This is a genomic window from Mesorhizobium waitakense, assembly GCF_056431085.1.
In genome coordinates this window covers 1-24,466 of record NZ_JBWKME010000215.1, presented here as the reverse complement: position 1 = coordinate 24,466, position 24,466 = coordinate 1, and the positions used below count along the sequence as shown (strand labels likewise).

29 protein-coding genes are annotated in these 24,466 nt (G+C 62.9%); 17 read left to right on the top strand and 12 right to left on the bottom strand.

Annotation, left to right across the window (positions count from 1 at the left end; all coding sequences use genetic code 11):
* Positions 1-3 precede the first annotated feature (3 nt).
* From AC07FD_RS38190 to AC07FD_RS38180, 3 genes are read left to right on the top strand one after another with little or no spacing between them, the layout of a single operon-like run.
* Entirely contained in the window at positions 4-858 is an 855-nt protein-coding gene (locus AC07FD_RS38190) for a transglycosylase SLT domain-containing protein (RefSeq protein WP_478354008.1), read from the top strand.
* Between the two features lie 48 nt (positions 859-906).
* The gene (locus AC07FD_RS38185) at positions 907-1,458 is read left to right on the top strand and encodes a phosphotransferase-like protein (protein WP_478354007.1); all 552 of its coding nucleotides are present in this window, start codon (positions 907-909) and stop codon (positions 1,456-1,458) included.
* A gap of 59 nt (positions 1,459-1,517) precedes the next feature.
* Positions 1,518-2,270: a Stf0 family sulfotransferase gene (locus tag AC07FD_RS38180; protein WP_478354006.1), complete on the top strand. Its 753-nt coding sequence runs from the start codon at positions 1,518-1,520 to the stop codon at positions 2,268-2,270.
* Between the two features lie 18 nt (positions 2,271-2,288).
* Here the strand turns inward: AC07FD_RS38180 and AC07FD_RS38175 are convergent, their stop codons facing one another.
* The gene (locus AC07FD_RS38175) at positions 2,289-4,628 is read right to left on the bottom strand and encodes a response regulator (protein ID WP_478354005.1); all 2,340 of its coding nucleotides are present in this window, start codon (positions 4,626-4,628) and stop codon (positions 2,289-2,291) included.
* Positions 4,629-5,195: 567 nt separating this feature from the next.
* Between AC07FD_RS38175 and AC07FD_RS38170 the strand changes: the two genes are divergently transcribed.
* Positions 5,196-8,624, top strand: coding sequence for an acyl-[ACP]--phospholipid O-acyltransferase (locus tag AC07FD_RS38170; RefSeq protein ID WP_478354004.1), 3,429 nt, complete (start codon positions 5,196-5,198; stop codon positions 8,622-8,624).
* 35 nt (positions 8,625-8,659) lie between these two features.
* On the opposite strand, the gene AC07FD_RS38165 is transcribed toward AC07FD_RS38170, so the two are convergent.
* A complete protein-coding gene (locus AC07FD_RS38165; protein ID WP_478354003.1) occupies positions 8,660-9,577 on the bottom strand; it encodes a polyprenyl synthetase family protein in 918 nt (305 codons plus the stop codon).
* A gap of 78 nt (positions 9,578-9,655) precedes the next feature.
* Here AC07FD_RS38165 and AC07FD_RS38160 point away from each other — a divergent pair, with 78 nt between their 5' ends.
* From AC07FD_RS38160 to AC07FD_RS38150, 3 genes are all read left to right on the top strand, one after another.
* Entirely contained in the window at positions 9,656-10,417 is a 762-nt protein-coding gene (locus AC07FD_RS38160) for a biosynthetic peptidoglycan transglycosylase (RefSeq protein WP_095089384.1), read from the top strand.
* Between the two features lie 141 nt (positions 10,418-10,558).
* Positions 10,559-10,741: a 50S ribosomal protein L32 gene (gene rpmF / locus AC07FD_RS38155; RefSeq protein ID WP_008834724.1), complete on the top strand. Its 183-nt coding sequence runs from the start codon at positions 10,559-10,561 to the stop codon at positions 10,739-10,741.
* Positions 10,742-11,018: 277 nt separating this feature from the next.
* Positions 11,019-11,420: a hypothetical protein gene (locus AC07FD_RS38150; protein ID WP_478354002.1), complete on the top strand. Its 402-nt coding sequence runs from the start codon at positions 11,019-11,021 to the stop codon at positions 11,418-11,420.
* A gap of 166 nt (positions 11,421-11,586) precedes the next feature.
* Here the strand turns inward: AC07FD_RS38150 and AC07FD_RS38145 are convergent, their stop codons facing one another.
* From AC07FD_RS38145 to AC07FD_RS38135, 3 genes are all read right to left on the bottom strand, one after another.
* Entirely contained in the window at positions 11,587-12,018 is a 432-nt protein-coding gene (locus tag AC07FD_RS38145) for a GlcG/HbpS family heme-binding protein (RefSeq protein ID WP_258590296.1), read from the bottom strand.
* 169 nt (positions 12,019-12,187) lie between these two features.
* Entirely contained in the window at positions 12,188-12,421 is a 234-nt protein-coding gene (locus tag AC07FD_RS38140; protein ID WP_478354001.1) for a hypothetical protein, read from the bottom strand.
* A 76-nt stretch (positions 12,422-12,497) separates the two neighbouring features.
* Entirely contained in the window at positions 12,498-13,019 is a 522-nt protein-coding gene (locus AC07FD_RS38135) for a winged helix-turn-helix transcriptional regulator (protein WP_478354000.1), read from the bottom strand.
* A 100-nt stretch (positions 13,020-13,119) separates the two neighbouring features.
* Here AC07FD_RS38135 and AC07FD_RS38130 point away from each other — a divergent pair, with 100 nt between their 5' ends.
* The 5 genes from AC07FD_RS38130 to AC07FD_RS38110 all read left to right on the top strand — a co-directional run bounded on the left by AC07FD_RS38130 (position 13,120) and on the right by AC07FD_RS38110 (position 16,093).
* Positions 13,120-13,968: an alpha/beta fold hydrolase gene (locus AC07FD_RS38130; RefSeq protein WP_478353999.1), complete on the top strand. Its 849-nt coding sequence runs from the start codon at positions 13,120-13,122 to the stop codon at positions 13,966-13,968.
* A gap of 123 nt (positions 13,969-14,091) precedes the next feature.
* Positions 14,092-14,748 carry a glutathione S-transferase family protein gene (locus AC07FD_RS38125; RefSeq protein WP_478353998.1) on the top strand — a complete coding sequence of 219 codons (657 nt, stop codon included), beginning with the start codon at positions 14,092-14,094 and terminating at the stop codon, positions 14,746-14,748.
* Between the two features lie 5 nt (positions 14,749-14,753).
* Positions 14,754-15,089, top strand: coding sequence for an ArsR/SmtB family transcription factor (locus AC07FD_RS38120; RefSeq protein WP_095089377.1), 336 nt, complete (start codon positions 14,754-14,756; stop codon positions 15,087-15,089).
* 11 nt (positions 15,090-15,100) lie between these two features.
* A complete protein-coding gene (locus AC07FD_RS38115; RefSeq protein WP_478353997.1) occupies positions 15,101-15,601 on the top strand; it encodes an SRPBCC family protein in 501 nt (166 codons plus the stop codon).
* A 27-nt stretch (positions 15,602-15,628) separates the two neighbouring features.
* A complete protein-coding gene (locus AC07FD_RS38110; protein WP_478353996.1) occupies positions 15,629-16,093 on the top strand; it encodes an SRPBCC family protein in 465 nt (154 codons plus the stop codon).
* Between the two features lie 26 nt (positions 16,094-16,119).
* Here the strand turns inward: AC07FD_RS38110 and AC07FD_RS38105 are convergent, their stop codons facing one another.
* The 3 genes from AC07FD_RS38105 to AC07FD_RS38095 form a co-directional block, all read right to left on the bottom strand.
* Positions 16,120-16,383 (bottom strand): ArsR/SmtB family transcription factor, encoded by a 264-nt coding sequence (locus AC07FD_RS38105; RefSeq protein ID WP_095089373.1) that lies wholly within the window; start codon positions 16,381-16,383, stop codon positions 16,120-16,122.
* A gap of 32 nt (positions 16,384-16,415) precedes the next feature.
* Positions 16,416-17,663 carry an MFS transporter gene (locus AC07FD_RS38100; RefSeq protein ID WP_478353995.1) on the bottom strand — a complete coding sequence of 416 codons (1,248 nt, stop codon included), beginning with the start codon at positions 17,661-17,663 and terminating at the stop codon, positions 16,416-16,418.
* An 86-nt stretch (positions 17,664-17,749) separates the two neighbouring features.
* Positions 17,750-17,944 (bottom strand): DUF1192 domain-containing protein, encoded by a 195-nt coding sequence (locus tag AC07FD_RS38095; protein ID WP_478353994.1) that lies wholly within the window; start codon positions 17,942-17,944, stop codon positions 17,750-17,752.
* Between the two features lie 112 nt (positions 17,945-18,056).
* On the opposite strand from AC07FD_RS38095, the gene AC07FD_RS38090 reads away from it, so the two are divergent.
* The 3 genes from AC07FD_RS38090 to AC07FD_RS38080 all read left to right on the top strand — a co-directional run bounded on the left by AC07FD_RS38090 (position 18,057) and on the right by AC07FD_RS38080 (position 20,450).
* A complete protein-coding gene (locus AC07FD_RS38090; protein WP_478353993.1) occupies positions 18,057-19,067 on the top strand; it encodes an NAD(P)H-quinone oxidoreductase in 1,011 nt (336 codons plus the stop codon).
* 203 nt (positions 19,068-19,270) lie between these two features.
* Positions 19,271-19,411: a DUF1127 domain-containing protein gene (locus AC07FD_RS38085; protein WP_095089369.1), complete on the top strand. Its 141-nt coding sequence runs from the start codon at positions 19,271-19,273 to the stop codon at positions 19,409-19,411.
* Between the two features lie 346 nt (positions 19,412-19,757).
* The gene (locus AC07FD_RS38080) at positions 19,758-20,450 is read left to right on the top strand and encodes a DUF1013 domain-containing protein (protein WP_095089368.1); all 693 of its coding nucleotides are present in this window, start codon (positions 19,758-19,760) and stop codon (positions 20,448-20,450) included.
* Positions 20,451-20,619: 169 nt separating this feature from the next.
* Here the strand turns inward: AC07FD_RS38080 and AC07FD_RS38075 are convergent, their stop codons facing one another.
* The 4 genes from AC07FD_RS38075 to AC07FD_RS38060 form a co-directional block, all read right to left on the bottom strand.
* Entirely contained in the window at positions 20,620-21,339 is a 720-nt protein-coding gene (locus AC07FD_RS38075) for a helix-turn-helix transcriptional regulator (RefSeq protein ID WP_095089366.1), read from the bottom strand.
* A gap of 70 nt (positions 21,340-21,409) precedes the next feature.
* Positions 21,410-21,742, bottom strand: a complete 333-nt coding sequence (locus AC07FD_RS38070; RefSeq protein ID WP_478353992.1) for a hypothetical protein — start codon at positions 21,740-21,742, stop codon at positions 21,410-21,412.
* 233 nt (positions 21,743-21,975) lie between these two features.
* Positions 21,976-22,566, bottom strand: coding sequence for a DJ-1/PfpI family protein (locus tag AC07FD_RS38065; protein ID WP_478353991.1), 591 nt, complete (start codon positions 22,564-22,566; stop codon positions 21,976-21,978).
* 83 nt (positions 22,567-22,649) lie between these two features.
* Entirely contained in the window at positions 22,650-22,817 is a 168-nt protein-coding gene (locus tag AC07FD_RS38060) for a hypothetical protein (protein WP_478353990.1), read from the bottom strand.
* Between the two features lie 310 nt (positions 22,818-23,127).
* Here AC07FD_RS38060 and AC07FD_RS38055 point away from each other — a divergent pair, with 310 nt between their 5' ends.
* Both AC07FD_RS38055 and AC07FD_RS38050 read left to right on the top strand, forming a co-directional pair.
* Positions 23,128-24,075: a ring-cleaving dioxygenase gene (locus AC07FD_RS38055; RefSeq protein ID WP_478353989.1), complete on the top strand. Its 948-nt coding sequence runs from the start codon at positions 23,128-23,130 to the stop codon at positions 24,073-24,075.
* A 114-nt stretch (positions 24,076-24,189) separates the two neighbouring features.
* Positions 24,190-24,351, top strand: coding sequence for a hypothetical protein (locus AC07FD_RS38050; RefSeq protein ID WP_082525434.1), 162 nt, complete (start codon positions 24,190-24,192; stop codon positions 24,349-24,351).
* The last annotated feature ends 115 nt before the right edge of the window (positions 24,352-24,466 follow it).

Here is a 24,466-nt window from a genome sequence, read left to right as displayed (position 1 = left end):
CAGATGCAGCGTTTCCCTTGGGCAGCGCTGATCTTGCTGTACGGACTTTGCTGCTCGACATCCGTTCAGGCCGATCCGCCGCAATCCGCCAGGCAGAGGCTGATCGACAAGGTCTGCAACCTGATCCAGGCCCATGCCGACCAGAATGGCCTGCCCAGGGACTTCTTCGCCCGGCTGATCTGGAAGGAAAGCCGTTTCGATCCCAACGCCGTCAGTCCGGTCGGCGCCGAAGGCATCGCCCAGTTCATGCCTGGCACCGCTAAGATGCGCGGCCTTGCCAACTCTTTCGACATCAACCAAGCGATCCCTGCCTCGGCGAGATATCTCGCCGAGATGAAAACCGGCTACGGCAATCTCGGCCTGGCGGCGGCCGCCTACAATGCCGGCGAAAGCCGGGTGTCGCGCTGGCTCGGTTCCGGCGGCTTCCTGCCGATGGAGACCGAGAGCTACGTATTCGACATCATGGGCGAGCCGGTCGATAAGTTCACCGATCCGGCCTATGCCGGAAAGGTCGAGCCGCTCGATCAGAAGGCGGATTTTGCAGTCGCTTGCCGCAGGCTGCCGGTGATCATGTCGCAGACCGTGGCGATGGCCTCGATCAACATAAAACCATGGGGCATCCAGGTGGCCGGCAACTTCCGCCGCAGCGCCGCGATCAGTCAGTGGCTGCGGGTGAGGGGCCGCTTCCCGGCCTTGCTCAGCGGCCATGATCCGGTGGTCAGCCGGGTGCGCACGCCAATCGGCCGGCGCGGCATCTACGCGGTCAGGATCGGTGTCGACGACCGCGCCGCTGCCAATGTCATCTGCCAGAAATTGCAAAGCGTCGGCGGAGCGTGCGTGGTGGTGCGCAACCGGTAGTCTGACCCGTGGCGGGCAAGATGTTCTGGCCAAAAAGGGGGCGATGACGTGAAAGCCAGCATCATCCTGCTCAATGGCGTCGGCAGTGCCGGCAAGAGCTCCATCGCAAGGGCGTTGCAACAGATCACTAACGCGCCCTTCCTGCATGTCCAGATGGACACTTTCATCGAGATGCTGCCCGACACCTTGCAGGACCATGCGGATGGCTTTTCCTATGAGACCATCCGGCAGGACGGCAAGCCTGCGGTCGTGATCAGAACCGGACCGGTGGGGGCGCGGACCCTGCGCGGCATGCGCCACGCCATCGCCGCCATGGCTGGGCAAGGCAACAACCTCATCGTCGACGAGGTGCTTTGCAACGGCGAAATGTCCGAATATCTCGAACTGCTGTCGGCCTTCGACCTCCATGTGGTTGCTGTCCTGGCGCCGCTGGAGGTGCTGGAGGCGCGCGAAGCCCAGCGTGCCGATCAGCTGCCGGGCCTGGCGCGCTGGCAATATGGGCGCGTGCACGAGAACATTCGCTACGACCTCGAAGTCGACACCAGCGTGCTGACCTCGCAGGAGTGTGCCCGTCGCATCCAGCAAAGATTTCAGCTATAGCGCGACCATTCTTGCCAGGGGCGACAGCCTTCCCACCGACGAACCGCGAGAGCCGTGACATGTTTGACGGGTACATCATCTGCGGCACGCCGAGGACCGGAAGCACTTTGCTGTGCAAGCTTCTGGCGTCCACGAAGACGGCTGGCAATCCTCACTCATTCTATCGGCGGCAGGATGTGTCGGAGTGGGCCGAAGAGTGGGGCCTGCCCGATCGCGACACGATGAGCGAGCTCGACTTCAATGCCGCCTATCTCAAGGCGGCGATCGCCAATGGCAGGGGTGGGACAGGCATTTTCGGTCTTCGTCTGATGCGGGAAAACCTGGATGAGCTTTCAGCGATCCTCGACCAGGTCTTCCCAAAACTTCCATCGGACAGAACGCGGTTCGAGAAAGCTTTCGGCCGTGTTCTCTACATGCATCTCTCGCGTGAGAACAAGCTTGCGCAGGCTGTCTCCCTGGTCAAGGCAGAGCAAACCGGTCTTTGGCATATCGCTCCCGACGGAACCGAGATCGAAAGGGTCGCACCCGCGAAAGAACCGCAATATGATTTCGAGCGGCTCAAACGTGAGGTCACGGAGCTCGAGGCCTATGATGCCGCCTGGAACGTCTGGTTCGTAGAGCAAGGCATAATTCCGCTGCGGCTTGGCCACGAGCGTCTTGCCGCCAACCCGGTCGCGACATTGCTAGACATCTGCGGAGCCTTGGGCGTTCAAGCGCCGATCGCCGATGACATAAAGCCAGGTGTTGCAAAGCTCGCTGACGAGACGAGCCTTGACTGGATGCGCCGCTATAGTCTGGACGCCGCCGCCTGATGTGCCGTTGGCTGCGGGCTAAGCCGTCTTCGCCACCACCGTCTCGCTGAGCCAGGTGCCGATCTTGGTGCCGAGGCGGTCGGGTGAAACCGGCTTGGGCAGATAGTCGTCCATGCCGGCCTCGATGCACTTGTCGCGATCGCCCTTCAGCGCGTGCGCGGTAACGCCGATGATCGGGATGTGCGTGCCCGACGAGGTCTCCATCGCACGGATGGCGCGGGTCGCCTCGTAGCCGTTCATCTCCGGCATCGAGACGTCCATCAGGATCAGCCTGGGGCGCAGCGCCCGGTACATCTCGACCGCCGTGCGGCCGTTGCCGGCGATGCGATAGCTGAGGCCAAGGCCGTTGAGGATCTGGCCGAAAACCAACTGGTTCACGTCGTTGTCCTCGGCAATGAGGATGTCGATCGGACCGTTCAGCGTAGCCGTCGATTCCGGTGCCGCGGCAACCGGTATCGCCGGGCCGCGGATAACGGTGAAAGCGGGTGGCGCAGCCGGGGGAATCGGCACGATCGGTTCGCGGACGAACTGGGCCTTGCCGACCTGCGAGCGGGCCCTCTGGATGACCGAGATGACGGTGCCGAGCAGGACAGCGGAACGCGCCGGCTTGGTCAGGTGCGCGGCGATGCCGAAGTCGATGATCATCTTGCCGAAATCGACCTGGTCGACCGAGGTCAGCAGCACCACCGGAATGGAAGCCAGCCGGCTGTCGGACGCAATGGCCCTGGCAACATCGGCGCCGTTCATGCCCGGCATCTGGTAGTCGAGGATGATGCAGTCGACGGCGGCGCCCAGCTGGAAGGCGCGATCGAGGAAGGCTAGGCCCACGGCGCCGCTTTCGGCGGCGGCACAGTCGAAGCTCCAGCTTCTCAGCTGCTCGAGCAGGATCTCGCGGTTGACCGGATTGTCGTCGATGACAAGTACGCGCGCGCCGGTGACGTCGACCGGCACGATTTCGTCGCGCGCCACGGCATGGTGCGCCGGCAGCGGCACCGCAAACCAGAACACCGAGCCGCGCCCGATCTCGCTCTCGACGCCCATCTTGCCCGCCATCAGATCGACGAGGCGCGCGGCGATGGCGAGGCCGAGGCCGGTGCCCTCGTGGCGGCGGGTCGACGACCCGTCGACCTGGGCGAATTTTTCGAACACGTTCTGCAGTTTTTCGGCCGGTATGCCGATGCCGGTGTCCTCGACGCGAAGCTTGAGCTGGACCACGTCGTTGACGATTTCGCCGCCGACATCGATCAGCACGTGACCCTTTTCGGTGAACTTCACCGCATTGCCGAGCAGGTTGGTGACGATCTGCCGGAACCGTCCAGCGTCGCCGACGACATAGGCCGGCAGCCGCGGGTCGACACGCACGATCAGTTCGAGGTTCTTCTCGGCGACGCGCGCCGACACCAGCGTCGCCACGTCCTCGACCGCCTCGGAGAGACGGAAGGGAGCCGGATCGAGGGTCAGCTGGCCGGCATTGATCTTGGAGAAATCGAGGATGTCGTTGATGATGGTGAGCAACGCGTTGCCGGATTTGACGATGACGTCGGTGAAGGTTTTTTGGCGCGCGGTCAGGTCGGTCTTGGCCAGCAGCTCGGCCATGCCGAGCACGCCGTTCATCGGCGTGCGGATTTCGTGGCTCATATTGGCCAGGAATTCAGACTTGGCGCGGTCGGCGGCCTCGGCCTTGAACAGGGATTCGGCGGATTCGGCAAAGGCGCGGCGGATGGCCACTTCCATCGGGCGGAAGATCCAGAAGGCGACGATGGCAAGGGCGGCGAACAGGATGCCGCTCGCCCACAGCAGCAGCCTGTCGCTGGAGACATCGGCCAGATGGCGCTCGTCGTCCATCGCGGTGCGGACGCGGACCAGCATGGGTTGGGCGAACAGGTCATTCTGGTTGCGGATTTCGCGATAGCTCCATTCATCGACCTTCTGCGCCATCGACATCAGGTTGAAGTTGCGCACCATATCGCGCGGCGACCAGAACAGGTCGCCGTTGACGGAAGCGGTTTCGAGCTCGTTGATTGTCTTCACCGACAGGCGCGGCTTGATCGCGGCAAGCTGCGCGGTCAGCGTTTCGATCTCGCCGGTCAGGCGCTCCGAATGACCGCGCGCCGATGAGGTGAGGGCATCGCGCGTCTCCGCCCGCCAGGCGGTACCGGTCGTCTCGGCAAAGCTCGTCGCGTTGCGCAGGTCGCGGGTGAAAACGACGAGGTTGCTGCTTAGCGCATCGATGTCATGACGAAAGGAATTGACCCGATCGAGCGCGATCACGATGGCGGCGGAAGCCAGCGCAAAGATCAGCAACCCTGAAATATAGCGGGCCCGGACCGAACGGATGAAGGACGAATATTCCGGCATGCGCAACCCCAACACATACGCATCATTTTAATGACCGGGATTACGCTTCATTTACATTAAAATTTCGTTCGTCGGGCGAACCATGCGCCGGCGCGAAGCTCGAACGGCTGACGGAAACGCTGTCGGCAAGTCGGCTCGATTGTATCCGGCCTGAAACAGACCACCAGCGACCCGGCTTAAGGCTGAAACGAAAGGATCATATCGATGGCCACCAACAACTAGGCGCCCAAGAACTCAAGCACCCGGGAAGCGTTCACCACGGCCAGTTTCGCCATCGCGGCCTCGAAGACGGTGGGCGGCATCCACCTTGTTGAGAGCATGATTTGCCGCCAAGGTTCCATGCGATGGCGGCGATCGTGCTCGTGCAGAGCTCGATCGTCAGAAGCGGAAGACCCAAGCCGTTTCTTCAACCGGCTGGAGGACGGCAAGACCGAGACACAGCTGATGGACGCCAACCGCAGTAACGAAGTGTAACCGGGTTTCCGCTACCACTACGCTCAAACCGCGTAAGACCGTTGATCGATCGGACCAGGACTTCGACGGCCTTGCCCAATGGAAGTCGCCGCCATGGACATCGCTCCGAACAATCATACGAACAGTCATCTGATGATGACACGGCGCTTTGCGCCTCTCTTCTGGACGCAGTTCCTGTCTGCCTTCAACGACAATTTCCTGAAGAACACGCTGGTGTTCCTTATTCTGTTCACGCTGGCGGCGGACAAGGCGGCATCACTGGTCACCCTGGCCGGCGCCGTCTTCATGGCTCCCTTCCTGCTCTTGTCAGCCCTTGGCGGCGAGATCGCCGACCGCTTCGACAAGGCCCTCATCGCCCGTCGGCTGAAGTTCACCGAGATCGCCGCTGCTGGCGTCGCGGTCGTCGGCATCGCGCTGTCGTCGATACCGGTGCTGATGGCGGCGTTGTTGATGTTCGGCGTCATCTCGGCGCTGTTCGGACCGATCAAGTACGGCATCCTGCCGGATCACCTCGAGCGCAAGGAATTGCCCGGCGCCAACGCATGGATCGAATCGGCGACCTTCGCGGCCATCCTCGGTGGCACCATCGCCGGCGGCATCGTCTCGGCCGATGGCATAGGCGTCTCGGTCTTCGGGCCGATCATGATGATCCTCGCCGTGAGTTGCTGGATTGTCAGCCGCTACATCCCGTCCACCGGTTCTGCCGCCCCCGACCTCGTCATCGACAAAAACGTCTTTCGCTCGACCTGGCGGCAGGTCAACGGATTGCGTGGCGACAAGCGGATCTGGCGCGCCGGACTAATGACATCCTGGTTCTGGCTGATCGGCGCCGTCGTTCTTTCGATCCTGCCGACCTTGATCAAGGATTCGCTCGGCGGCAACGAGATCGCCGTGACTGCCTATCTCGCGGTGTTCGCCGTTTCGATCGCCATTGGCTCGGCCATTGCCGCGTGGATGTCGCAGGGACGCATCGTGCTGTTGCCTGCACCGGTCGGTACGGCGCTGCTGGCGCTGTTTGGACTGGACCTGGCCTGGACCATCTGGAGCATGCAGCCTTCGCCCAGGACCGAGACCCTTGCCCTGTTTTTCGCCGGGCCAAACACGATCCATGTTGCGATCGACCTCGCCGGCATGGCGATTGCCAGCGCCTTCCTCGTGGTGCCGACCTTTGCTGCCGTACAGGCATGGTCGCCCGAAGCGAGTCGTGCCCGCGTCGTCGCAGCCGTCAGCATCGTCAACGCAGGCTTCATGACATTAGGCGGCATACTCGTCGCCGCGATCCAGGCAGCCGGCGTCTCCACCGGAGCCATCCTGTTCGGCCTTGCTGCGGCCAACGCCATCGCCGCCTGGCTGATGCTGAAATACCTGCCGACCAACGCTTTCCGCGATTTCGTCTCCATCCTGTTCCGTGCCTTCCATCGGCTGGAAGTCGAGGGCATGGAAAACCTCAAGGCCGCCGGCCCGGCACCTATCCTGGCGCTCAACCATGTCAGCTTCCTCGACGGTCCCCTGGCCTTGACCCTGACCGATGAGGAGCCGGTCTTCGCCATCGACCACACCATCGCCCAGGCCTGGTGGATGAAGCCGTTCATGAAACTCGCCCGCGCGCTGCCGCTCAACCCATCCAAGCCGATGTCGACCCGCACGCTGATCAAGATCGTTCAGGGCGGCGATCCGCTTGTCATCTTCCCGGAAGGCCGCATCACCGTCACCGGCGGCCTGATGAAGGTTTATGACGGCGCCGCCATGGTCGCCGACAAGACCGGTTCGATGGTCGTACCGGTGCGCATCGACGGGCTGGAGAAAAGCTATTTTTCACGGCTGACCTCGCAGCATGTGCGCCGCCGGCTGTTCCCAAAGGTCAAGGTGACCATCCTTGAGCCGGTAAAGCTGGAAGTGCTGCAAGACCTAAAGGGCCGCAAGCGCCGCGCCGCGGCGGGCGCCGCCCTCTATCAGGTGATGTCGGACCTCGTCTTTCGTACCCAGGACATCGACAAGACGGTGCTGGAAAAGATCATCCAGACGGCGAACGAACGCGGCATGAGAGAGCTCGCCGTGCAGGATCCGGTCACCGGTTCGCTGAGCTACGGAAAGCTGCTTACGGCCGCTGCGGTGCTCGGCGAGAAATTCCAGAACCTCTATGCCGACCAGCAGACGCTCGGCATCATGCTGCCGAACGCCAACGGCTCCTGCGCGACGCTGCTCGGCGTCATGTCGGCCGGCAAGGTTCCGGCGATGATGAACTTCACCGCCGGTGCGGCCAACATCCTGTCCGCCTGCAAGGCAGCCGAAGTGCGCACCGTGCTCACCTCTCGCGCCTTTGTCGAACAGGCAAAGCTCGGTGCGGTGGTCGAGGAACTCGGCCGCTCGGTCGACATCGTCTGGCTCGACGATTTGCGCGGGACCGTCGGCCTCAGGGACAAACTGCTCGGCTTGCTGCGCAAGAGCACGCCACGCGCGCCGCGCAAGCCCGACGATGCCGCGGTGATCCTGTTCACCTCGGGTTCGGAAGGCACGCCGAAGGGCGTCGTGCTCACCCACCGCAACATCCTGGCCAATGCCGCCCAGGCCGCCTCGCGCATCGACTTCCATTCTGGCGACAAGGTGTTCAACGTGTTGCCGATCTTCCATTCGTTCGGCATGACGGCGGGCACGGTGCTGCCGCTGATCTCCGGCGTGCCGGTCTATTTCTACCCCTCGCCGCTGCACTACCGCATCGTGCCGGAACTGATCTACGCCTCGAACGCGACGATCATCTTCGGCACCGACACGTTCCTCGCCGGCTATGCGCGCACCGCGCACCCCTATGACTTCCGCTCGATACGCTATTGCTTTGCCGGCGCGGAGCCGGTCAAGGCAGCGACGCGCATGACCTATATGGAGAAGTTCGGTGTGCGCATCCTCGAGGGTTACGGCGTCACCGAAACAGCACCCGTGATCTCGATCAACACGCCGATGTACAACCGCTCCGGAACCGTCGGCAAAATCATGCCCGGCATGGAATATCGCCTCGATCCGGTGCCCGGTGTCGACGATGGCGGACGGCTTTTCGTGCGTGGGCCCAATGTCATGGCCGGCTATCTCAGGGCCGAGAAGCCCGGTGTGCTCGAACCACTCGAAGACGGCTGGCATGACACCGGCGACGTCGTCGCCGTCGACGACGTCGGCTTCATCACCATTCGCGGCCGGGCCAAGCGCTTTGCCAAGATCGGCGGCGAGATGATATCGCTGGCTGCTGTCGAGGCGCTGGCCGGTGAATTGTGGAAAGGCTCGCTCTCAGCGGTTGCCACTGTGCCGGATGCACGCAAGGGCGAAAAGCTGATCCTGATCACCGAGGCCGCCGACGCCACGCGCGCTGAATTCCTGGCCTTCGCCAAGGCGAACGGCGCCATGGACCTGATGGTGCCGGCTGAAGTCCGCGCGGTTGCGAAGGTGCCGGTCCTCGGTTCCGGCAAGCTCGACTTCGCCGCCGTGACCAAAATGGTGCGCGGCGAAGAAGAGATGAAGATCAAGCTGGCTTGAAGCGCGATCGGGCCGACATCCTGGTTGACGAAGCGTCAGTTGTTACGGGTCGCCACGAATGTCGCCGCTTCTTTCAGCAGCGCCGCCTGCTCCCCGTATGGCGCGAGCAATTCATGCGCCTGGTCGACGAGGCCGTGAAGCTGGCTGCGCGCCCAGTTCGCGCCGTGCAGCGCCACTAGCGTCGCCTTGCCGGCGGCTGCATCCTTGCCGGTTGCCTTGCCCATCTGGCTGGCATCGGCGGTCAGGTCGAGCAGGTCGTCGGCAAGCTGGAAGGCAAGGCCGATCGCCGAGCCGAATTCGGCCAGCCGCTCGCGGTCCTCGGCCGGGGCGCCGGCGACCAGCGCCCCCGCCTCGCAAGCGAAGCGGATCAGCGCGCCGGTCTTCATCGCCTGCAGCCGGATGATGCCGGCCTCGTCCGGCGGCGCCTGTTCGGCCTCGAGGTCGAGCTTCTGGCCGCCGACCATGCCGCCGGCCCCGGCCGCGCGGGCCAGCGCCAGCACCAGGGCTGCGCGCCGCTCCGCCGGCAGCATGGTCGCCTCGTCGGCAATGATGTCGAAGGCCAGCGTCAGCAAGGCATCGCCGGCCAGGATGGCGGTTGCCTCGTCGAAGGCCTTGTGCACCGTCGGCTGGCCGCGCCGCAGATCATCGTCGTCCATGGCGGGCAGATCATCGTGGATCAGCGAATAGCAATGCACGCATTCAAGCGCCGCCGCGACGCGCAGTGCCGCCTCGCCATCGGCGGAAAAAAGGGCGGCACTTTCCATGACCAGGAAAGGGCGCAGGCGCTTGCCGCCGTTGAGCACGCCGTGGCGCATCGCCGCCATCAGGCGGTCGGGCCGTGCGATCTCGCCCGAAAGCGCGCGGTCGTCGAGCAACCGCCGCAACAGCACCTCGACGGCGGCTGCCCGTCTGATGAGGGCCATTTCGAACGCCATTTCGTCCTCATTCGTCATGGTCGGGACCGGTAGCCGACACTCAGACGTTGCGCAAGAAGCCAAGCGCCATTATGCCGGAGCAGGGAGAAGCACGGGTTGGGCGGCTTGGCGGAACCGATCGTCGATCATGAAACCGAAAAGCTGGACATGGCGACCAGATCGCGGAGCGTGAACCGCCGCGGTCTCAAGCGCTGGGTCCGGCGCGGCATCGTCGTGGCCGCGGTGCTGGCGCTCATACCAACGGTGCTGACGTTCCTCTATCTGCCGTCCTTCGTGCATCCGGTCTCGACGCTGATGCTGAAGGACCTGGCGACATTCTCGGGTTATGACCGCCGCTGGGTGTCGATCGACGACGTCGCACCTGTGCTGGCCAATTCGGTCATCATGTCGGAGGACGGGCAGTTCTGCTTTCATCGCGGCGTCGATCTCGGCGAACTGAGGGGCGTCGTCGACGATGCGCTGGCCGGCGAAGCAACGCGCGGCGCCTCGACCATCACCATGCAGACGGTCAAGAACCTCTTTCTCTGGTCACGGCCGCTGGGCTCGGTGCGCAAGGTGGTCGAATTGCCGCTGGCCGTCTATTTCGACGCGGTGATGTCGAAACGGCGCATCATGGAGATCTATCTCAACATCGCCGAGTGGGGGCCGGGCATCTATGGCATCGAAGCCGCCGCACAGCACCATTTCGGCGTTTCGGCAAAACAATTGTCGCGACGGCAGGCCGCCCTGCTCGCCGTCTCCCTGCCAAATCCGATCGCCCGCAATCCGGCAAAGCCCGGGCCTGGCCTGAGACGGCTTGCCAACCTGATCGAGCGGCGGGCCGGCCGCTCCGGCGCGTATGTCGGCTGTCTGCAGTAGCCAGTTCAAAAAAATTCGCGGCAGTGCTGGCCAAAACGGCGTAGGGCGTGTATAGGCACCCGACTTTCTCAGATTCCGGCCCCGACACGGCCCTTTCACGAGGGCGGGCGGGGCTTTTTGACCATGTAATGGAGCATATCCATGGCCGTTCCGAAACGAAAAACCTCTCCGTCCAAGCGCGGCATGCGCCGCTCGGCCGACGCCCTCAAGGCCCCGACCTATGTCGAGGACAAGAATTCCGGCGAAATGCGCCGTCCGCACCACATCGACCTGAAGACCGGCATGTATCGCGGCCGCCAGGTGTTGACGCCCAAGGAAAGCTGAGACCAGCTTTTCGACGTATTGAGCATTCGAAAGACCGGCCAGCGGCCGGTCTTTTGCGTTGGGTGGGCCGATAACCGGGCGGCCTGTGTTGGCGCTTGGCCGCTCTCACCCAAACGCCAAATGCCTGGCGTGGGCGATATTCATCAGGATCGTCGCGCCGGGGGCTGACATGGTTGTTGCATCCGGTCTTCGACCGTGTTCGTGGCATTTTACGAAAATTCTTGACGGCGTGCCTGTGGCGCATTCTACAGAGATTGCCCCCATATGGAGACGCCAGATGTTCGGTGCCGTCCCGCTTTTGATCGTGCCTTTCGTGCTCTACAATCTCGGCCTGCTCGGAATATTCGGCGGCGGCGACGATCCGTGGGCGAACGAAATCTTCTCCTTCCGCATGATGTCGGGCGGGGTGTTCTCGATGACGCTCGGCGACCTGATAGTGCTGATCGGGCTGATTTCCCTTTTCGCCGAAATGGTGAAGTCGGCGCGCACGACCGGCGCCTCGATCATGGACCATCTGTTGTCGACGCTGGTCTTTGTCGCGTTCCTGGTCGAGTTCCTGCTGGTGAAGGGCGCGGCACATTCCATCTTCTTCACGCTGATGGTCATCGCGCTGTTCGACGTGCTGGCGGGGTTTGCGGTGTCGATGCGGTCGGCGAGCAGAGACATCAATCTGAATTGAGGCTGCATCGATACTCAGGTGATTCCGGCCTACAAATGGCGGCCTCCTGGGCTTCCGATGTTCACGTGCCCAAAAGTACGCCCCGCTCCGGTTCTCTGATGCCGACATTCTCGACTCGGCCTGACCTGAATCTCAACGCAGCCTTGGCCGTAATATTTGTTAAAGCTCAGCCCGGATCGGCAGTGAAGCCGGCCGCTTCGATGCCGGCGATGGCGGCCGCTTCGTCATTGTCCGACGTATCGCCGGAAATGCCGACAGCGCCGATGATGGCGCCGGCCTTGTCGCGGATCAGCACACCGCCGACGACCGGCAGCACGCGGCCGCCGGACACGTCCGAGATGCCAGCGACGAGATGCGGGCGCTCCTTGGCGAAGGCCTCGACGCGGCGCGAGCCCATGCCGATGGCGAGCGCGCCATAGGCCTTGCCGGCCGACATTTGCGGGCGCAGGAACGACGCGCCGTCCTGGCGCTGGAAGGCGACCAGATGTCCGCCGGCGTCAAGCACCGAGACGCCCAGCGGCTTGAGCTTGAGATCGGCGCCCTTGGCAAAGGCGGCATCGATGATTTGCCTGGCTTTTTCGAGCGGCAGCGCGGTCATGGCAGTCTCCTGTTTGAAAACGCGCCGATCGTCGACCGTCGACGGGCACGGCAAAATCCCGGTTTCGGTTGAAATTGCTTCGCGTTAAGAGGTGGAATGGAACGATCCGGATATGGCGTTGCCATTTTGCAGCTTCCAGATCGGCAGTCGATCGTGCCGGCCGGCAGCGCTATTTTTTCTTGGGGCGGGCAGGCTTCTTGGCGGGTGCCACCGGTGCGTTGGCAAGGTCTTCCGCTTCCTTGGCGAGACGCAGCGCCCGCAGCTTGTTGGTCTTGGCCTGGCGGGCGTCGCTCTCGGCGACGTATTCGGCCATCGCCTTCTGGCGGACGGTTGCCGCCTCTTCCTGCTTCTTGAAACGCAGGTCAGCACGCGCGCGGGCAGCATCCCGAGAGTTCTCAACCAAGACCTTATCCAATCCCGTGAATTGTGATTTCCGCCCCTTCTAGCAGAGCCAGGCAATAAACGGGAAAATATGTTGGTCAAGCGGCCGTGCTGGCGCCGGGGGCCTTGCTGGCGACCACGGCCTCATAGGCGGCCTGCAGGGTCGCACGGACAGAAGGGCCAGCCGATGTATCGAGCGGCATGCCAAGATGCTCGTGGCGCAACTCGTCCATGAACTTGTCCCACATCTGCGGCCCGCCCTTCTCCAGAAGCTCGGCGCGGATCGAGAGTTCCGCGCTGACCGGCAACCAGACCCGGCCCCAGGCGCCGAGGTGGGCCAGGATCGGCACCAGGGTGATCGCCATCTCGGTCAGGCTGTAGATCGCCTTCTGCTTGTGGCTGGGATCGTCGGCCTTGGTCAGCATGCCCAGTCCCATCAGTCGCTTCAGCCGGTCAGCGAGGATGTTCGAGGCAATGCCTTCCATCGATCCGTTGAGCAGCTCGCGAAAGTGGCGCCTGCCGCCAAAAATCATGTCGCGAAGGATGATCAGGCTCCAGCGGTCGCCGAACACTTCGAGCGACAGGTTGATCGGGCATCCGGACCGGCGATCCATGCTCATGAGATTTTCTCCGCAAAACCGGTTGCATTATCGTATCAGTTTTATTATCGTGCAACCGATTGCAAAAAGCAATCAGTATTGCCGAGGAGGAGTCCGAGCCATGACAACCATCGAGCGCCCCAAGATCGTATCCGAGGCCTTTGGCGATCCGGCAAACCCGCCGCTGTTGCTGATCATGGGTTCGATGGCCTCGATGCTCTGGTGGCCGGAGGCGCTGTGCCGGAAACTGGCCGATGGCGACCTGTTCGTCATCCGCTATGACAATCGCGATACCGGCCGTTCGACCAAATATCCGCCGGGCGAGCCGCCTTACACATTCGACAACATGGCCGACGACGCGATGCGTGTTCTCGACGACCACGGCGTCGGCAAGGCGCATGTCGTAGGCATGTCGATGGGCGGCATGATCGCCCAGCTTGTTGCGCTCAAGCACCCTTCCCGTGTCGCTTCGCTGACCGTGATCAGCAGCTCGCCCCTGGGGATCGACACATCGCATCTGCCACAAACGAGCGATGCCTATATCAAGCATTCGGCCGACGGCGCGAAAGTCGATTGGTCGGACCGTGGCCAGGTGGTCGATTTCATGGTCAAGGATACGCGGGCGATCGCAAGCACCGTACATCCATTCGATGAGACCGGGATGCGGGCGTTCATCGAACAGGATTACGATCGATCCGGCGGTTTGCTGAGCGCGACGAACCACTTCATGGTCAAGGGCGGCGAGGCATGGAAGGGTCGCCTGCGCGAGATGACGGCGCCGCTGCTGGTCATCCATGGCACCACCGATCCGATCTTTCCGGTCGAGCACGGCGAGGCACTGACCGAGACCGTCGCCGGTGCGAAAATCCTTCGGATCGAAGGTGGTGGCCACGAGTTGCACCCAGACGACTGGACGGTGATGGTCGCCGCCATCGTCGACCACGCCCAAGCCCAAGCCCAAGCCAATTGAGCCATCCTGCGCGGGCCTTGACGAGCAAGGTCCGCCGCAATAGTTAAGTAAATGCTTCAGTGTTAATCCAGGCAAGCAGCATGGCACCGACCACTGGCGCATCTCGTAACAGACGAGCAAAAAATGTCCCTGACGCTTCATTTCCATCCGCTGGCCTCCTTCTGCTGGAAACCGCTGATCGCGCTGTATGAGAACGGCATACCGTTCGCGCCGGTTGTCGTCGATCTCGGCGACACCGAGGCGCGCGCGGCCTTCCTGAAGATTTCGCCGACCGGCAAGATGCCGGCCCTGCGCGACGATGCGCGCGACCGCACGGTGCTGGAATCGACCATCGTCGTCGAATACCTGGCCGCCCACTATCCGGGGCCGGTCGACCTCGTCCCGGCCGACATCGACTTGGCGCTGGCGGTCCGGCAGTCCGATCGTTTCTATGATTTCTACGTGCAGGAACCGATGCAGAAGATCGTCGGCGACCGGTTGCGGCCGCAGGACCAGACCGATCCGTTCGGCGTCGAGCAGGCCCGCGCCCAGCTGCACAATTCCTACGCCATCGTCGAAGAGGAGATGCAGACGAAGACCTGGGCGGTGGGCGACGCCTTCAGCATGGCCGATTGCTCGGCGTCTCCCGCACTCTTCTACGCCAACAAGGTCGAGCCGTTTGGCGACAAATACCCGGCCGTCAAGCGATACCATGACCGCCTGGTGCAGCGCGCGGCTTTCGCCCGCGTGATCGAGGAGGCGCAGCCCTACTTCAAGTACTTTCCCTACGACAACGGCTGATCGCAATGCTGCACGATCCTGCCCAGCTCGATCTGATGTTCCAGGCGCTCGCCGATCCGGCGCGGCGGCAGATGGTCGACCGGCTGTCGCGCGGCCCGGCTTCGGTAAGCCAACTGGCCGAGCCGCTGGCGATGTCGCTGTCGGCCGTCGTCCAGCATCTGAACCTTTTGGAGGCAAGCGGCCTCGTGCGCACGCAGAAGGTCGGTCGGGTGCGCACCTGCCAGATCGAACCCAAGGCACTGAGAGCAGCCGAACACTGGATCAATGAACGGCGTCTCGTCTGGGAGCGCCGGCTGGACCGGCTCGGCGATTTTCTGGCTGAGACCAAGGACAAAAGCTGAAGGAGGCAATTATGACGGAACGTTCCGTGATTCATTCGACCATCGTGCTGGAGCGCACCTACGACGCTGTGCGGGCGCGCGTGTTCCAGGCCTTTGCCGACCCGGAGGCCCGCATGCGCTGGGGCGCGCCTTCAAAGACTGCCGAACTGGTCTACGACAAGGCCGATTTCCGCGTCGGCGGGCTGGATGTCAGCCGCTGCGGTCCGCGTGGCAGTCTGATCTACCGGGTCGAAAACCGCTACGTCGATATCGTGTCTGAGCAGCGCATCGTCTCGACCGAGCTCGTCTGCGAAGGGTGGGACCGGCTGTCCGCCTCGCTGATCACGATCGAGTTTCAGCAGGTCGGTGCGTCCACGCGGCTGGCGCTGACCGACCAGATCGCTGCCTTCGGCGGAAAGGACATGATCGCCGGCAGCGAGGCCGGATTCAGCGCGGCGCTGGACAATCTGGCTGCCGAATTCGTGCCCGAGCCGCCGGTGCCTGACGATCCCTCGATGAGGATCATGCTCTGAATTCAATCAATCATCGAGGAGAATCCCATGACCGAACGTTTCGTCGTCCATTCCACCTTCGTCATCGAGCGCAGCTACCCAGCGTCGCCCGCAAAAGTTTACTTTGCGCTGAGCAATCCGGCGGCCAAACGGCGCTGGTTCGCCGATCCGCACGATCCGATGCCCAGCAGGCATGAAATGGATTTCCGTATCGGCGGCAAGGAGGTCAATGCCGGCTGTCCGAGCGATGGCCAGATGCATTTTTTCAATGCTGTCTATCAAGACATCGTGCCGGACCAGCGCATCGTCTACAGCTATGAGTTGTTGTTCGGCGAAACCCGTGTCTCGGTGTCACTGGCCACGATCGAGCTGCTTGCCGAGGGCGACGGGACGCGGCTTTTGATGACGGAACAGGGCGCCTTCCTCGACGGCCACGATACGTCAGCCACACGCGAGCATGGCACAGGTGAGCTGCTCGATGCGCTCGGCGCTTTCTTGCGCAAGGAAGCTTGAACTGCGATGCCGATACGGCGGGGCCGTCAGGCTTCCCAGAACTGATCGAGCCAGATGTTGAGTTTGAGGAAGCCGGGATTGCTCACCGTATAGACGCGCCTGGTGCCTTCGGCCTTGGCGTTGACCAGTCCGGCATCGAGCAGCACTTTCAAATGTTGCGAAACGGCCGGGCGCGATACAGGCAAACCCGCGGCCAACTCGTTGACGGTTTTCGGGCCGCGGCGAAGTTCTTCCAGAAGATGGCGCCGGTTGGGATCGGCAATCGCCATGAAGGCGTCGGAAAACATCATGCCTTTATTAGTGAGGCAAAGCCTTTCGAATCTCAACTGTCTGCTTCTGCTTTTCTTCTGGGATCAAGCCGCAATGCTTCCGGCGTCACCGACCGGTCGGCCGGTTGCGTCTTGAAGGCGTCACGATCTTCGATCGGCACCGGAGCACGGCGGCTGATGCGCAGCAGCGTATAGCCCGCCAGGCAGACATGCGCGAAAGCGGTCGCCAGGAACAGGCCTTCCGGGCGCATCCAGCCCATCAAGGCGGCCGCCAGCAGAGGTCCGATCATCGTGCCGAAGCCGTAGAGCAGAAGCAGGCCGCCCGACACCTTGACGAAATCCTCGGCGCGGGCGTGATCGTTGGCATGCGCCACCGCGATCGAATAGAGCGTATAGGCGAAGCCGCCATAGGCGGCGGTGAAGACGATGACGAAGACGCTGGAGCGTGGCTCGAACAGGAAGATGGCAAGCGCAACCAAGGCCGCGCCGAAGGCAGCGCCGGACAGCACGAAACGCCTGTCGGTCTTGTCCGAGAGGCGCCCGGCCGGAAGCTGCATGGCGGCACCGGCAACGACCACCAGGCTCATCATCAGGGCGATCTCGGCCGTGGGAATGCGAATGCGGGCGCCATAGACGGCGCCAAGCGTGCCCCAGGCGCCGTTGGCGATGCCGATCAGGACGCAAGCGACAGCCGACACCGGCGAATTGGCATAAAGGCCTTTGACGTCGAGCGAGACATCCTGCAGTGGCTTCGGGTGGGAAGCGGTCGAAACCGCGGTCGGGAGCAGTGACAGGCAAAACAGGATGCCGGTGATCATGAACAGGGAGGCCGATTTCACGTCGCCGCCAGCGACGATCATCTGTCCGCCCATGATAGAGGCATAGGTGACCATCATATAGAGGCCGAAGATGGTGCCGCGGTTCTCGTTGGTGGCCTTTTCGTTCAGCCAGCTTTCGATGACCATGAAGGCGCCGGCCATGGTGAAGCCGGTGAACGCGCGCAGCAGGATCCAGACATACTCGTCGATGATCAGTCCGGTGAGCAGCGCCACGATGGCGCCCGATGCGGCAAAGGCGCCGAAGGCGCGCACATGCCCGGCACGGCGCACGATGCGCGGTGCAAAGAAACAGCCGGTGACGAAGCCGCCGGCCCAGGCCGTGCCCATGAGGCCGAGCGATGCGGTCGAGAAGCCTTCCAACTGACCGCGGAGCGGCAACAGCAGCCCGTGCAATCCAGACGCCGCGAGCAGGAAGGCGGTGCCGCGAAGCAGCGAGAGGATCGGTCGGTAGGTTGCGAACATTGTTTGATCCGGCTCAGGTTGGCGGGGACGCTGGGTCTGAAGACAGTCGCATTCGGGCTTTTCGGCGGCAGGCCCTGCGCCAGCCTCTATCCGCGACGGAACAGTGCTTCGGCAGCCGATTTGGTGCTGCCCTTGGCCTTGAGTTCGTTTTCCAGGCGGGTGATCTCATCGCGCAGGATACCGATCCGCTCGGTCAATTCACCGACCGAAAGCAGCGACAGGTCCTGCCCGATCTCGTGCGGGCGCGCCTTCTTCTTGGGTTCGTCGTCGAAGATCGCCATCGTCGCTCCTCCCACATTGGCCATTTGCCTGATTTGGCAATCAGCATACATAGGGCAGGGGCGTCGATGCAAACAGCCGGTCGGATAACGGCGAGGAAAGACGGGAAATCTCATGGCAAGCGGACAGAAAATTCCGACAAGAATGACGGCCATCGCGATCTCGGTGCCGGGCGGCCCCCGGGTGCTGAAACCCGAAACGCGCGACGTGCCGCAGCCGGGCCCCGGCGAGATCCTGATCAAGGTGCACGCCGCCGGCGTGAACCGGCCGGACATCCAGCAGCGCAAGGGCGCCTACCCGCCCCCGGCCGGCGCGTCCGACCTGCCCGGCCTCGAGGTGTCGGGCGAAGTGGCCGCCCTTGGCGATGACATATCGCGCTGGCGCATCGGCGACCGCGTCTGCGCGCTCACACCCGGCGGAGGCTATGCCGAATATGTCAAGGTTCACGCCGGCAGTGTGCTGCCGCTGCCGGCCGGCTTTACCCACACCGAAGCCGCAGCGGTGCCGGAGAACTACTTCACCGTCTGGCACAACGTGTTCGAGCGCGGCGGCCTGAAGAGTGGCGAGACACTGCTCGTCCATGGCGGCTCGTCCGGCATCGGCACCACGGCGATCCAGCTTGGCTCGGCTTTCGGCGCTAATGTCATCACCACCGCCGGCAGCAAGGAGAAGTGCGACGCCTGCCTGAAGCTCGGCGCCGACCGGGCGATCAACTATCGCGAGGAGGATTTCGTCGCCGCGGTCAAGGAGGCGACCGCTGGCAAAGGCGCCAATGTCATCCTCGACATGGTCGGCGGTGACTATGTGGCGCGCAACTACGAGGCCGCGGCGATTGAGGGTCGCATTGTGCAGATTGCCGTCCAGGGCGGCGCCGTGGCAAGCGCCGACTTCTCGAAGATCATGGTCAAGCGGCTGACCCATACGGGGTCGACGCTGAGGCCGCGCACCGTCGAATTCAAGGCGGCGATCGCGGCAGCGCTGGAGGCGCAGGTGTGGCCGTTGCTCGGCACGCGCAAGGTCGCTCCCGTGATGGACATGATCTTCCCGCTCAGCGAGGCCTGGCGGGCGCATGAGCGGATGGAGGAGGGCGAGCATATCGGCAAGATCGTGCTCGACGTCGGCTAGGGCGGATCGAGATTCAGATGATGCCGGCCTGACCTGAATCTCGCACGTCCTGGTCGTGCGCCTCCCTGCCTAGAAGATGAACAGACGCCTAATGGTGCAATGCAGCATTTGCATCATTGCTATGCAAAAACGGCCGTTCAAGTCCTGATCGATGATGACTATTTGAGCATCACCGAAACGAACAACCCATTTGGAGGACTACCATGAACCCGATCCGCGCTTTCCGTAACTGGCGTAGGTACACCGAGACTGTGCGCGAACTGAACAGTCTCAACGCACGTCAGCTCAACGATCTCGGCATCAACCGCGCCGACATCGAAAAGATCGCCCGCAAGGCCATCTAAAGCCGAGCACGGTCCGCGCAGGCGGACGGTGCCGTAGAAGCCAGAGCCGCATCAGACGGATCCCGTCGCGGTTCCAAGCCCGCTGGACCCAGTCCGGCGGGTTTTGTCGTTCTGGGGGTCGGACGACGAGGGCCGGTCGACCGCGGCCTCCGTCGGCAAAGCCAGTTTGTCGCTGCTCAAGAGCGCGAAACCGTTTCAGTGGTCGCGTGCCACGGTTTCTGGCCGATGATATCCAAAAACATTGCGAAGCGGCGACGGAGCGGCTATACAGGCCGCGAATTTCCCATTTGGTGGCTCTAAACCACCGCCCGCGCGGGAACGCGGGCGAACGAGAAGGATTTTTAAAATGGCCAATACGCTGCTGATGCCCAAGGCGACTGCCGTCTGGCTGGTCGACAACACCGCGCTTTCTTTCGAGCAGATCGCGCAGTTCTGCGGGCTGCATCCGCTCGAGGTCAAGGCAATCGCCGACGGCGAATCGGCGCAAGGCATCAAGGGCATGGATCCGATCATGACCGGCCAGCTGACCCGCGACGAGATCGCGCGCGCCGAGAAGGACCCGAACCAGCGCCTGAAGCTTTCGGACCCCAAGGTGCGGGTGCCGGAATCCAAGCGCAAGGGTCCACGCTACACGCCGCTGTCGAAGCGCCAGGACCGGCCGAATGCCATTCTGTGGCTGGTGCGCAACCATCCCGAACTGAAGGATGCGCAGATCTCGCGCCTCGTCGGCACCACCAAGTCGACGATCGAGCAGATCCGCGAGCGCAAGCACTGGAACTCGGCCAATCTGCAGCCGATGGACCCGGTGACTCTGGGCCTCGCCTCGCAGATCGACCTCGACATGGAAGTCAACCGCGCTTCACGTGGGCGCGAACAGGCGCAGCCGGTCGGCGACACGCTTTTGCCGGCGGCCTTGACCGAGCGGCTGGTGCCGGCTCCGGAGAAGCCGAAGGACGAGGACGCCGAGCTCGACGCCAACGCCGTTTTCGCCAAGCTCTCGGCCCTGAAGTCGAAGAACACGGACAACGACGACGAGTGATATTTCCGACACCCAACAAAAAGCCCGCTTCGAGCGGGCTTTTTTTGTGCGGTCCGGCAGTCCCTTTTTACTTTGACACAGTTCCCAAGGGAAACCGCTACGCGCCTTCCCGGGAAAACCGCTACGCGCTTTCCCGGGAAAACCGCTTCACACTTTTCCTGGAATTGCTCTAGGTCCGCGCCGCGCGATCCGGCGCCATGCCGTAATCCTCGCTGCGCTCCACCGCGCGGTAGAAGTCGGCAAGCTGCTTGCCGCGTTCCGGCTTGAAGATGCGGCCGGCGATGACCACCGAAGCGATGCGATCGATGCGGAAGGCGCGAAAATCGTCGCGCATCTCGCACCATGCAACCAGCGTCCACACCTTGCCCCAGAACCACAGGCCGAGCGGACGGATATCGCGGGCGGTGCCGCGGCCGGCCTCGTCGCAATAGTCGATGGTGAGCACCTGCCGTTTTTCCACCGCACGTTCGATCAGGTCGATCGCTTCGCGGGCGGCGTCGCTGACCACCCACATCGGCGTGTGGATCTCGGTGCGGGCGATGCGGTCCTTCTCGGCATCCGGCAGCACCGCACCGATCTTGACCAGCGCCTCGTCGGCGGCGCGCGCCATGGCGGCGCCGCCAAAGGCGCGCACCATGCGGGCGCCGGCAACCAGCGCGACGATCTCGTCACGCGTGAACATCAGCGGCGGAAGGTCGAAACCCTCCCTCATCATGTAGCCAACCCCTGCCTCGCCGTCGATCGGCACTCCGGTCGACTGCAGGTCGGCGATATCGCGGTAGATGGTTCGCTCGGAAACCTCGAGCCATGTGCCGAGCTTCTGGGCGGTGACCAGACGGCCACCGCGCAGATGCTGCACGATCTGGAAGAGCCTGTCGGCGCGGCGCATCGTTTGGTCCCTCGGCGTTGCTTCTATGCATGTGGCCCAAAACCGCAGAACAGTTTTGGGGCGGCATGCATCATGGTTTCAGCCCTTCGCGCTTGCGCTGCGCGGCGACGAATGCCGCGCCGAAGGACAGTTTTCTCGTGGTCGGCGTGTTCGAGTCGAGCACGCGCCAGAACGGCGCAATATCGCTCAGCGTCATGCCGCGTTCGAGATCCTCGTTGGCGGCCTCGGCAACAGTGCGCAGATGATAGCCGATGGTGACCGGGCATGTCACTTCGGCGCCGTGCTCGATGGCAAGCGCCGTGCGCCGCGCGCGGACATCCATCTCGACGCCTTCCGGGATCGAGCGGATGAAAATCGACCTGACGAGCAGTCGGCACCAGTATCGGCTGGCCCTCGATGACATCGGCCATCGTGCGCGGCGTCGGCTTCACGCCGTTGATACCGGGCGTATTCAGCCTGTCGTTCCAGCTCTTCACCATTCCGCGTGGCCCCTCCCGTAGAAGACTCTCGCCCTGTCCATGTCGGTGACGGGAATCTCGAACCAGGCCGAGGCTTTTGCAGCAATGGAAGCCATGCGTATCTCCCGAAGTGAGTTTGCTCCGACACCTATTGCACGTCTATCCTGACAGCATTCTATCAGGAGGCTTCAGCATACTCCTTGGCGAACAGCGTCCGCATCTGTGCGAGATCGCTGCTTCTTTCCGGATAGAGCGTCTTCAGAAAGGCGAGCGCGAAGGTGCCCGGCGCCGAGCCCGGCGCGGAAACCACAGCGCCGTCGGCAACGGCACGCGGCACGTCCTGGTAGTTGCCGTCGCCGGCATAGCCGGCTTCATGACTGTTGATCCAATCGCGGCCATTGCTGGTGTGCTTGGCCTTCTCGAACAAGCCGGCTCGGGCCAGCGCCAACGTGCCGGCGCAGATGCCGCCAACGACGCCGCCGCGCAACGCAACAGCGGTGAGCAATTCTGCCGCATCCGGTGGCGCCTTGCCTGCCCACTGGTCGGAGCCGATAACGACGATGGCGTGGAGATCGGCATTCTCCCCAGCTTCAGCAGAGCGATCGGGCGTCAACCGAAAACCGCTGATCCCGGTCACTGGCTTGCCACCGGGCGTCAGCGATATGGCGTGCGCACCGAACCATTCGACCGCGGAGGCCGCCAGCAGCCCATATTCCCAGTCGGCAAAGCCGTCGATGAAAAGAAAGCCGATCTGCTTCTGTTCGGGCATGAGCTCGCTCCTCCCTTGCGCGCCGGACTTATTATCTGGGCCTTGGGGCGCCCACATCCAACCGCTGTGTCGAAAAATTAGTCTCAATTGCCGCGGTAGCGACGTTCGGCATACATGTCCGGCCAGCCGATATCCTTGCGAATGTCCGCCGGCAGCGAGTTCATGAACCGCAGGGTGCGGATCTCGTTGCGCATCGTCCGTATCTTGCCGACATAGTGCTGCACGCCGCGCAGAATGGTGGAACCGTTCATGGCTAGTCTCCTCTCTTTAACTGGAGGCAGTATCGCATACCCCTCCTGACAGCAGTCTGTCAGGAGGATGGCAGGGCGCGGACGATAGTTGTGATCGCAGTGTACCCCGAGAGAAGACATCGTTTTCGCTGCATCAAGTCGAGGCCATGCAGCACGCTTGCCGGTCGGGATTGTTCACCGAGCGAATATCGATCGAGGGTCCATTGTTCAATCCTGAGCGACGGACTGTCAGGATACGCGGTCTTCAGCGACGTGGCCAAAGTTCTGATATGGAGGGAGAAAATTATTCCCCAAAAACAGGGAGACGACCATGAGCCTGCAACTGACAGGAATCCACCATCTGACGGCAATCACCGCCAATGCGCCTGGAAATCTTCATTTCTACACAAAGGTGCTGGGCTTGCGGCTGGTCAAGAAGACGGTGAACCAGGACGACACCTCGGCTTACCACCTCTTCTATGCCGACGGCGAAGCGACACCGGGCACCGATCTTACATTCTTCGACTGGCCGGTTGGCCAGGAGCGGCGCGGCACCCATAGCATCGTACGGACCAGCCTCAGGGTCGGCAGCCAGGAAAGCCTTGCCTGGTGGAAGCAGCACCTGACCAGCGAAAACATCGCGACGAGCGAGATCGTCGACATCGGCGGCTACCCCAGCCTGGATTTTGAGGATCCCGAGGGCCAGCGTCTGCGCCTCATCAGCGATGACGGCAAGGGCGACAGCCACCCCTGGGCGCAAAGCCCGGTGCCGGCCGAGCACCAGATCCGGGGGCTCGGGCCGATCGTCATCAGCGTTCCCGACATCACGAACACCGAGGCGGTGGTGACGCAAGTGATGAACATGCGCAAGGCTCGCGACTATGCCTCGCCGGAAGGCCAGGTTCACGTCTTCGAAATGGGCGAGGGCGGACCGGCGGCGGAGCTTCATGTCCTGGTGCAGCCTGGACTGGCGCCGGCAAGGCAAGGCGCCGGTGCGGTCCATCACGTCGCCTTCAGGGCGCCGGACCAGGAGACGCTGCATCAATGGACGGCGCGGCTGGCCGAATTCCGGCTGCCATCGAGCGGCGAGGTCGAGCGCTATTACTTCCGTTCGCTCTATTTCCGCGAGCCGAACGGCATCCTGTTTGAGATCGCCACCGATGGGCCGGGGTTCACCGCCGACGAGCCGCTGGAGACGCTGGGTGAAAAGCTGGCCTTGCCGCCATTCCTCGAACCGAAGCGCGCTTCGATCGAGGCCGGCCTCAAGCCGCTGAAGTAGATCGGTCCTCAGTCAAGGCGGGCGCCGCGTTCCGGCTCGGGATCGCGGCGCCCATTCTTTTCAGGCAACGACGACGTGCTTTGACAGCCGGCCGCGTTGCTGGTCAAAGACGGCATGTCGAAACTCCTCGCGCTCGTCATTGTTGGCATCATGGTCATCCAGCTGATCAAGCCGCTCGGCTGGCCGGGGCTGAAGCGGCGCAGCGACTTCTGGAAGCTGGCGCTGCTGGCGATGGCGGCGATTTCCATAACAGCCGTGCTCGGACACTGGACATAGAGCGGTTCATCGTTTCACGGAAACGCGGAACCGCTCTATCTCTTTGTTCTGACGCAATTCCGGACTTGTCTTATGACATTGGCGCCGAACGGGTCAGAAAGGAACCGCTGGGAGA